This window comes from Pedobacter lithocola, from assembly GCF_042650845.1.
Classification (GTDB): Bacteria; Bacteroidota; Bacteroidia; order Sphingobacteriales; family Sphingobacteriaceae; genus Pedobacter; species Pedobacter lithocola.
The window spans coordinates 1503430-1514640 of sequence record NZ_JBHSBW010000007.1 but is presented as its reverse complement, the minus strand read 5'-3'; the positions used below and the strand labels follow the sequence as shown (position 1 = coordinate 1514640).

Genomic DNA, 11211 nt, shown 5'->3' with positions numbered 1-11211 from the left:
GCGGATTAATGGTTACCACTATTTCCGCTTTTGGACCTTCGCATCCTGTAGAAAACTTCTGCTCAACATAATATTTCAATGTCCCAGCAACAGCAGTTGAAGGTGTTGGAGCAGATGGCAAAACTTGTCCAGCTTCATTAAACCAAACTAAAGTCGCACCACTTGAAGCCATTGCAGTTAGAGCTGGAACTCCAGCATGATTTTGGCAGTAAGTTACATTTGAAACAGTTGGAGCAGCAGGAAGTGGATTAATGGTTACCACTACCTCAGCTTTTGGACCTTCGCAACCTGTATCAAATTTCTGCGCTACATAGTATTTCAATGTTCCAGCAACAGCAGTTGAAGGTGTTGGTGCAGAAGGAAGAATTTGTCCGTTTGCATTATACCAAACTAAAGTAGCATTATTTCCTTTAGTTGCTGTGAGCGGTTGAACTCCAGTTTCGTTTAGGCAATAAGCTAAAGTAGCAGAAACAGTTGGAGCAGCAGGTAGCGGATTAATGGTTACAACTACCTCTGCTTTTGGACCTTCGCAACCTGTAGAAAATTTCTGCGCAACATAATATTTCAATGTTCCAACTGTAGCATTTGAAGGTGTTGGTGCAGACTGCAAAACCTGTCCAGCTTCGTTATACCAAACTAAGGTTGCATTGGCGTCTGGATTTGCAGTAAGTGCAGGAACTCCGGTTTCGTTTAGGCAATAAGCTAAAGTAGCAGAAACAGTTGGTGCAGCAGGAAGCGGATTAATAGTTACCACTATCTCTGCTTTTGGACCTTCACATCCTGTATCAAATTTCTGAGTAACATAATATTTCTGGACACCAACGGTAGCAGTTGAGGGTGTAGGTGCAGATTGCAAAACTTGTCCAGTTCCATTGTACCAAACTAAGGTTGCATTGGCGTCTGGATTTGCAGTAAGTGCAGGAACTCCGGTTTCGTTTAGGCAATAAGCTAAAGTAGCAGAAACAGTTGGTGCAGCAGGAAGCGGATTAATAGTTACCACTATCTCTGCTTTTGGACCTTCACACCCTGTAGCAAATTTCTGCGCAACATAGTATTTTTGAGTTCCAATTGTAGCAGTCGAAGGTGTCGGAGCAGATGGCAAAACTTGTCCTGCTTCATTATACCAAACCAAAGTTGCATTGGCGTCTGGATTTGCAGTAAGCTCAGGAACTCCAGTTTGATTTTGGCAATAAGTAGGACTTGGTGCTTCTGGCTTTGAAGGAATCGGATTGATGGTAACTAAAATTGCAGCCTTTTCGCTTTCGCAACCAGTATCAAATTTCTGTGAAACATAAAATGTTTGAGTTCCAACTGAAGCGGTAGAAGGTGTTGGTGCTTTAGGAAGAACTTGTTTGTTTGAATCATACCAAACTAAAGTTGCTCCATCTTCTTTAGCTGCAGTAAGCTCAGGAACTCCAGTTTGGTTTTGGCAATAAGAAACTGGTGGTACAGTTAGGGCAATAGGCCGAGGCAATACGTTAATTTTAAATTCAGAAAACTTTTCATCGCAACCTTTTGCCGTAGCTCGAACAGTTGCTTCTCCTACAAACTCTGCTGCCCAATTAACCGCTCCTGTAGCGGCATTAATCGTACCTGCACTCGTGGGAGTAAGTTGATAAACAATTGATTCGCTATTTGTAGCAGTTGCCGAATAAGTTATTTCACCACTTCCAGCACAACGTTCTGTAGCAAGTTCAGACATAAATACAGGGGCGCTAACATTTGGTTTCACTACAATAACACCTGATTTTGAAGCAGGAATGCCGCCAACTGTGGTAATGTTATAAGTAGTTCCTTCTGGTAGTGTAGGAACATTAGATGAACCAGTAATCTTAATTAAATCACCTTCTTGCGTATAATTAAATCCGGCAGGCAGATTCGTAACAACAGCTGATGACGCTCCACCACCAATTTTGTAAACTATTTCTTCGATTGCAGTATTTAAACAAACACTTCGGTCGGGAGAACCTTGGGGTACTAATGTAACCGTACCCAACTCTGTAAGAGTTGATATTTTACTTTTATCGTTATCAGGATTGATGTCAGTTTGCGTGCCAGTGATTGTTGCCTCATTGAAGTTAGTACCTTGTTGCGCAACCTTTGCTTTTATTATCAGCTCAACACTTGCTCCACTATTCATTCCACCTATCGACCAAATACCGGTAGCACTATCATAACTACCGGTTACAGTAGTGTGTTTAACATAGGTATATCCAGCAGGAAGTTTATCTAAAACCGAAACCCCAATTGCATTGCCCGAACCTAAGTTTTCGGCTACCAGTTTGAATGAAACTTCTTCGCCCAAATCTGGTAATGCTTTATCTACTGTCTTTTTTATGGAGCGATCGATATCGCAAAGCGTAATAATAAGCGGCAAAGATTGCGCACTCATTCCGCATTCTAGTTCTACAGTTAAGGTATAATTTCCTGAGGCCCTAGCCACATAAGTATTGGCTTTGGCATCTTCAATTAAAACACCATTAAAATACCATTGATAGCCTTTCGCATCCGATGGGTCGGCAGTCAAAATGGCTGCCGAACAATCTGTTTTATCTACCGATGGTTGTTTGGCTTTTTCGGCAAATCGGGAGATAAAATTAGACATCGAGAAACCATCACCTTGCTGCACCATCGAAACGGTAAGCCTTGTATTACTGCTTAGGGTAATCACGTTTGGTTTGCCAATATCAGCATCCGTAAATTTAATAAGGTATAAACCTGAAGTTCCTAGTGGTTTTCTATTTCCTACTGATGGAATGCTTTCGATATTTTTATTTCCCGTATTTGTTTTTAAATAAATAATGTCGGTTGACGAGTTGGTTAAAATGTATCCGAAATAACTCAATGCACTTTCGGTATAGGAGGTAAACTTATAAGTTTCTACGTTTTTAGAGCCACCGCATTTTTCTATTGGCACAAGTGCTGCAACATCTACTTCACAACCACCACCAACTGAAATACCGCCAGTTCCTGAAAATACAAGAACGTCTTTATCAGCTACAATTCTTGATGATGAAAACTTACCATTATTTGTTGTACTCCAGTTTGTTCCATTAATGTAACCATGTTTAAAGGTTCGAAAACCTCCAGCTGCAGAAATCGTAAAATCTTCTCTACGTCTAAAAATCCCATTCTCATCATAAAATTCTACATAAAATTTAGTGTTCGGTTCCGAAGCGATTACAGTGGTTTGTTCAGCTGTTAGATTCCCTTCACCTTTAACAATAACATATTCAGAACCTAATGAAACGATTGGAGGGATAGGATTATAAGCACCATCACCGCATCCTTCTGGTGCATCTAATCTGGCTCCGGTATTCATAACAGCCGGGCCGGATGACTCGACCAGGGTTCCAATGGGGCTTTGAAATAGATAACTTTCTCCTTTATTTAAAGTTGCTGTTGTAACACCAGCAATTTTAACTACCGTATTATTATCTACAGCCATAATGCTATAAATCGGTAGTTCAGAACCGCTTAGTGTGCCATCACGGTAATAACCCACCCTGAAAGCAGTTCCAATTGCAGCATCACCAAAACTAAATAAAGATGCGTTTCCTTTAATCTGAGCGTCATTTCCATCATTCCCTAAATTATCAGAAGCGATGTTTCGCAAGTTTACAGCAATTGTTCCGTTAGCAATTACGATTAATCCTGCACCAGCTAAAATTTTATTGAGTTGATGGGTGGGTGTAGTTACAGGTGCATTATTAGTTACAACTTTTACAAAAGGTGTATTAGCAATAGTTGTAAAATCATGCAGTTTGGTTCCATCACTTTTATAAATGGTTCCTGATATTGTTGATGTACTTTCCGTCGTAATTACAATTTGATTTGCTTTATTCCAATATTGCCAGGGTGCAGGTGCAATATAATGGGTAGAGTAGGTTGGTACAAACAGATTGGATTTATGAGCATCAGAATCTGCAAATAAATCATTTAAAGATGATTTAAATGTGAAAGATGTTTTATAATTCCCTATATCATTAGTTAATAAATTATTTTTAATAGGCGTGTGGTTCGGAAATGCATTTGCAATTCCAACGGTAAGTATTTTAAAAAATAATAAGCATAATATTATGTATACTGCTTTTTTATTCATTTTTCTTAATCACTTGCACATAAATCCCATGTCCGTTAATAATTCACTAGTGGACATTCGGAAAAAAAAATTCAAAAACTAGGTTAATGAGAGCGCATCTTAAAACCATTAGGAATGTAGTTTAAGATTATAATTTGTATCAAAAGTAACCCCTAAACAAGAGTAGAAATATTAAGATAGTTGATTTTTACACCAACTCAAAATACGGTAAAACTGCGATTTGAGTAATGTTTGATGTATGTAATTTTAATAATACAGGTTATGCAATAATTTGAATAGCATGCTTATAGTTAAGTATTTGATTACCAGATATTTATATCAAAATAATTACAAAACATTAAAAAATTGCGCTACAATCTTTTTAAAGTGCTTTTTTGTGATGAAACCCTCAAAATGTGTCCGTTTTACTACTTTAAGAGGGATTTATAATTGCGATAGATGTAATTAAAAAGCGCCTAATAGGCACGTTTGAGTTTTCTGAAACTTTGACATTTCGAACTGAAAATTTTGCCGATTTTCTGAAAAAATTTCAGTAAATACTCAAACAATATGAATTGGCATATTGGTTGATTTTATCTTTACGAAAAATATAAAGTTTAATTAATTAATAGTTTTAATCATTAAATCAAATTAAGGAGGAAAAACCTATGACACTGGTTAAATTTAATTCTCAAAACAACAAAAGAAATGGTGCTTTACCTGAAATGAGTAACGTTTTTGATTCTATCTTTAACGATACATTTTTTGCAGACAGATTGGTAACACGCGTACCTGCTACCAATATCAGTGAAACTACCGATAATTATCACATCGAACTTGCTGCACCCGGTTTACAAAAAGACGATTTTAGGCTTAAACTGGATGGAGATGTATTAACTATTTCGGTTGATAAATCTTATCAGGATGATTACCAGGATAGAAATTACGCAAAGCGTGAATTTAGCTACACTTCATTTACAAGGGCATTTACACTGCCAGAAACCGCAAATGCAGAACAAATTGAAGCAAAATACAACGATGGAATATTAAACATAAACATCGCGAAGCGTGAAGAAGCAAAACTGGTTTCTCGTCAAATTGAAATAAAATAATTTTTTGGTTGATAGCAAAAGAGCCACCTTTTTGGTGGCTCTTTTGCTTTTCTACTTTAGGGCAAACACATAATTTAAACGAACTTATCCTCATTAAACCCTTCCATACATTTCTACCATAACCTTAATTTTATCTGCAACTTTCTTATTTAAAGCCTCTGCAGAAACAATCCATCGCCAATTTATATCATTATTGGTTCCAGGCATATTTATTCTTGCCTCGCTATCTAGTCCTAAAACATCCTGAATGGGTAAAATTGCCAGCTTCGCTATAGATGAATAGCATAATCGAATTATTATTTCATTTATGTTTTTCTCATTTACTTGTATTCCTGTATAAGCAGATAGGCGTTTGTGCAATGCAGAATCGGTTTCATTTTTAAACCAACCCTTTATCGTATTATTATCATGTGTGCCAGAATATACAATACAATCAGGTGTATCAAAATTATGAGTGGCGTGTGTCGAATCGCCAATATGTTCACCAAAACCAAATTGAAGCACTTTCATTCCCGGCAAACTGAATTTTTTTATAATGGCTTCCGCTTCTTCTGATGTTTCTCCCAAATCCTCTGCTATAAAAGGTAACTGGCCAATATTGGATTTCATGATGTTAAAAAAATCAGCCCCAGGTCCGTCTTCCCAACTGCCATGAATAGCATCTGTATTTTCTGCCGGAACTTGCCAATATGAAGCAAATGCTCTGAAATGGTCTAATCTTAGTAAATCGAATAGCTCCATGTTTTTTTGTAATCGATTTAGCCACCATGCATATTTATTCGCTTTCATATAATGCCAATTAAAAATCGGCATGCCCCAAAGCTGTCCCAATTCATTAAAATAATCTGGTGGTACACCAGCAACCAAAACCTTATTTAACTGCTCATCTAAAATGAAATTTTCAGGTGTCGACCAAACCTCTACAGAATCATAATCAAGATAAAAAGGTAAATCTCCAATAATTTCAATACCATTTTTGTTGGCTGCATTTTTTAGCTTATGCCATTGACGAAAGAAAATAAACTGTTGCCATTTTATTTCTTCTATCTCGTTTTTATATGTTTTTTCAAAATCTAAAAGGCTTTCTTCATCGCGAAATTTGTATTGCTTAGGCCAATTGTACCATTCTAAATCTTGGTAATGCGCTCTTATAGCAGTGTAAACGGCGAAGCTATCCAGCCAATCGCCTTCTATTTTGCAGAAAGTGGTAAAAGCTTTTTGAAGGTTTTTTGGTCTGGTTTCACAGTAGTTTAAATAGGCTGTTTTAAGCAATTTAAATTTCAACTTTTCTACCTTTTCAAAATCTATTTTATTTGATACAGGTATTTTGGTGGCACTCAATTCTTCTGCTGTAATTAAGCCGTCGTTTAATAATTCTTCCGGACTAATTAATAATATATTACCAGCGGTAGATGAATTACTTGAATACGGCGAATAACCATTTTCTGCCTTCGTTGGATTTAGCGGTAATATTTGCCAATATTTTTGCCTCGACTGACGTAAAAAATCAACAAAATTATAAGCGCCTGAACCCATGTCGCCAATCCCGAATTTAGATGGGAGAGATGAAATATGCATTAAAATTCCAGCCGAACGTTTATTCTTTTTAGGGATTGATTTTATTATCGCAATTGGCAACTCAACAAAAAGTTGGTTAATTAATATGCTATTATTTAAAATATCTTTATGTCCTTCTTTTTGGTGCAACAAATTTAACCACTCTAACGGTGCATCGTGTGGAAGTATAATTTGCGTATCATTCCAATTAAGCTTATTAACTGGTAAATTTTGCTCCTCGGCTACTTTTGCTAAACCTACAGGTATTACCGTAATTATCCATTTTTCATTTAGCTGACGTGCAAATGCTAAAATATGTTCTGCATATTTACCTGTAACCGATATTGGCATGTATGTGCCGGAATCAAATATTTCTTTTTCTGATTTCCTGCACTTAGCTAAAATTTGTGTTAGCCAAAGTTTTATCTTTCCTGATAATCTTTCTTCCCAAATACTTTTTACCGAAGCATTTTCATTGATGCTATTCAGTAATTCCTTTCGTAAATTATAATCAACAGGTCGCCTGTTATCTGGGTCAACCAAACTTAAATCCCAAAGCTCAGTGCCTTGATAAACATCAGGAACGCCAGGACTCATAAACTTTAAGGTTGTTTGCGCTAGACTGTTGATGATTGTAAAATCAGATATAGAACTGATAAAATCATTTATCAATTGTAATGCAGTATGTTTTTTATCTAAGAGTTTCTGAGTAAATTCTTTGAAATTTTGCTCATACTTTTCATCAGGATTTTCCCAGTTAGAACGTTTTTTGGCCTCACGAAGTGCTTTTTCTATGAATTGTTCTAAGCGGAGATTAATGTCATCACTATCTTCACCCGGAAAAGGTAATGCTCCAATTACGGTTTGTAAGATTAGGTAAATGTCGTTTTTATGAAGCTTTTTTAATTTTGGATACCGACTTTGAATTTCGGTTGCTGAAACTTGAAGCTTCGAAATTAATTCTTTCCATCGCTGCGGAATATCGGTTAGTACATTTAATCTTGCCCTAAAATCTTCTCCTTTTTTTGTATCATGCGTCGAACTACCATTCATACTTAAAGGCCAATTTTTTTGCCTGTAAACCATAGTTTCGTGAAACTGATCGATAGAAAGCCCGAAAGCGTGTGGTGCATCGCCAACTTCCGAATGCCCAACAAAACGATTGTAGGTAAACATCAACGTATCCTCTACACCTTTGGCCATTAGCGGACCAGTAAATTGCATGCACCTTTGGTAAAATTGATTTAATTTTCGGTTGGCTTCTGAAGCATTACTTTCTGGCTCTTGAATAAAAATTTTATTGAATAATTTTCCAACATCTTTTGTAGCCTCTTTATCAATCATTTTTTGAACGATGTTTTGAAGTTTTTCAATATGAGGTGATGTTAAAGGAAAATTGTATTGATAATATCGGTAAACCGGCATTTGGATTAAAAATTCCCCAATTCCATTTTTTAAATCTTTAGTACTGATTTCATTTTCTGGTGAAAGGTTTAAAGAATTAAACAATTCTAATAAATTATTCAATTCGCCGGCCATGTGTTTCCACAAAATGTTGCTCTTTTTTTGGTAAATAAGCTCCTCCGGATTTAACTTTTTGCCTATAACATTCTGGTAAAGCTTATTAAATGAACTTTCGGCTTCGGCGTTGGTAAACACATTATTCGAAATGGCCAGGAAATCGTAACCTGTATTTCCTTCCATTCTCCAATCTGTTGGCATTTCCTCTCCATGCTCCAGAATTTTTTCTACAACTAAGTAAGTATCCTCACCAACTTTCGTTCTGAGCATATCTATGTATAATTTTGGGTCGTAAAGTCCATCCACATGGTCAATTCTAAAACCCTGAAATACACCTTTGTTAAAAAGCTCGAAAATATACTTGTGGTAGTCATCAAAAACCTCTTCGTACTGAATGTTTACACATATTAGTACGTTTACTGTGAAAAACCGGCGGTAATTTATGTTGCTATTGGTTTCTTGCCAATTGCACAATCGGTAATGTTGTGCATCAGCAATTTCTTTTACAAATTCTGGCTGGGCACTGCGCTTGTTAATATTTTCTTTTTGCAGAATTTTTGCAGTTTCTTGGTTTACTGGCCAATCTGAATCGCCTGCACTTAAGAAAAACTTACTTTTAATTTTTTTAAGAATAATATTCTGATTTTCAATAGAATCCTTTAAATCCTCACCCAAAAATGGAACCATCAATCTGCCATCACCTTTTTCAAAATCGATATCGAAAAACTTCGCATATTTAGATTTATCTCCCTTTTCCAAAACATCCATAAGCATTTTGTTTTGAGGATGAAATGCCATGTGGTTTGGCACAATATCTTGCAACCACTTAATGCCGGCTTTTTTTAATTTTTTAGAAATCGCCAAAAGCTGTTTTTCTGTGCCAATTTCTGCATTCAATTTATGTGGATTTACAACATCGTAGCCATGAGTACTTCCAGGAATAGCTTCAAAAATTGGTGATGCGTAAACGGTATCAATCCCTAAATCTATCAAGTAGGGGATAATTCGCTCAAAGTCATTAAAATTAAAATCCTTATGAAATTGAATTCGGTATGTAGAAGAAGGGTTATTCATTTGTAAGTGAAAAAATTAAAACGGATGCCGGATTAATGTTTACCGTTCCGTTGTGAGCAAGATTTGTGTTGTTTAATTGTGAACCGCCATAATTTTTATCCGATGAATCGAGTAAAAGCTGCCACTTATTTGATAAATTTTTTACCGCTATATTTTGGATATCATTCGAAAAATTAAGCAGACAGAGGATTTCTTGTTTGGGATGTTTGCGAGATAAAATGATTGTATTATTGGCTTCATCAGCTTTCGCATTAGTGCCTTTTCTATCTAATGTATTTAATGCAGGGTTGTTTTTTCTTAATGCGATCAATTTTTTATAATAATTGAGCATTAATTTATGATTACCGATTTCGGGCTTTTCCCAATCGAGCTTTGAAGCCGTAAAAGCCAATTCTGATTGTGGGTCGGGTATTTCACCTTCATTATGGAAGGCAATAAACTCTTCTTTTCTACCTTTTCGCACAGCATCAACCAATTCTTTTTCGTTATGGCTGATAAAAAACTGAAACGGATTGGTTTCTGCCCATTCTTCGCCCATAAAAATTAAAGGCAAAAACGGAGAAATAAAAACCGCGGCAGCCATTACCTTTAGCATTTCAAAGCTTACCAAAGTGCTGCTTCTTTCGCCCAACATACGATTACCAATTTGGTCGTGATTTTGAGAAAAAACCACAAATTGTTCACCTGGATTATTTGCAGGTTTACCAAAATTTTTATTGCGGTGTTTAGAGAATTGACCATCATACACATAAGCATCATTAAATGATTTGGCAAGTTGGGTTATGCCATCAAAATCTGCATAATAGCCCGTTTTATCTTGACCGGCAGTTACCCGCAAAGCATGATGAAATTCATCTATCCATTGGGCATCCATACCATATCCACCATCTTCAAGGTGATTTATATATCGATTATCGTTTAAATCAGATTCAGCAATTAAATAATACGAGCGAGCTGTTAGCTCAGATAATTCATTAGTGTAATGTTTAATTTCGGCCAAAATATGTTCTGCGCTCGAATCTTTAATCGCATGAACGGCATCTAACCTTAGTGCATCTATATGAAAATCGCGGAACCACATTAAAGCATTTTCGATGTAGTAGTTTCTTACGCCTTCACAACCTTCATCATCAAAATTTATAGCACTTCCCCAAGGCGTGTGGTGTTTTTCGGTAAAGTATGGGGCAAATTCGCTAAAGTAATTTCCTTCCGGACCAAGGTGATTATAAACTACATCTAATATTACGGCTAAACCCTTTTCGTGACAAGCATTTACCAGTTTTTGCAATTGCTGTGGACCACCATAAGTATTTTGTACTGCAAAAGGAAATACACCATCGTAACCCCAATTTCTGCCTCCAGAAAATTGACTTACCGGCATAACTTCTATCGCAGTTATACCTAAATCTACTAAATAATTTAATTTCGAAATGATAGATTCGAAGGTTCCTTCTGGCGTAAATGTACCAGTATGAAGTTCGTAGATAATGTATTTCTGTAACTCAAATCCTTTCCAGTTTTGGTCGGTCCATTGGTAGCTGTTTACATTAAATGCAATTGAGTTTTCTTTATTTTGATACAGAGATGCCGGATCTGCCCGAAGTGTTTTTATTTTTTGGCTTTGTTGATTTTCATCTGTTGATAATGTTATGATTTCAAAACAATATGATGCCTCTGTTTTGATTTTATCGGTTTTTAAATACCAATATCCATTATCTATTTTTTCCAGTTTAATGGAGGTATTCAAATCATTTATAACTACTGAAACATCAGTTATAAGTGGCGCCCACAACCAAATTTCTGCAAAACCACCTTCATCGAAATTTAAACCAATTTTTCTTTTAGATATGTCTAGTTGCATTAATT

General features: G+C 36.1%; 3 protein-coding genes and 1 pseudogene. 1 reads left to right on the top strand and 3 read right to left on the bottom strand.

The features are described 5' to 3' along the window. Positions 1-4102, bottom strand: a pseudogene (locus ACFOWA_RS08780) (hypothetical protein); the annotation flags it as partial. Positions 4103-4749: 647 nt separating this feature from the next. On the opposite strand from ACFOWA_RS08780, the gene ACFOWA_RS08775 reads away from it, so the two are divergent. After that, positions 4750-5193, top strand: a complete 444-nt coding sequence (locus ACFOWA_RS08775) for an Hsp20/alpha crystallin family protein (protein ID WP_378984103.1) — start codon at positions 4750-4752, stop codon at positions 5191-5193. A gap of 93 nt (positions 5194-5286) precedes the next feature. On the opposite strand, the gene treY is transcribed toward ACFOWA_RS08775, so the two are convergent. Together treY and treZ are read right to left on the bottom strand one after the other, a co-directional pair. Further along, a complete protein-coding gene (gene treY, locus ACFOWA_RS08770) occupies positions 5287-9345 on the bottom strand; it encodes a malto-oligosyltrehalose synthase (protein WP_378984101.1) in 4059 nt (1352 codons plus the stop codon). After that, positions 9338-11206, bottom strand: coding sequence for a malto-oligosyltrehalose trehalohydrolase (gene treZ / locus ACFOWA_RS08765; protein WP_378984099.1), 1869 nt, complete (start codon positions 11204-11206; stop codon positions 9338-9340). Before treZ ends, treY begins: the two co-directional genes overlap by 8 nt. Positions 11207-11211: the final 5 nt, after the last annotated feature.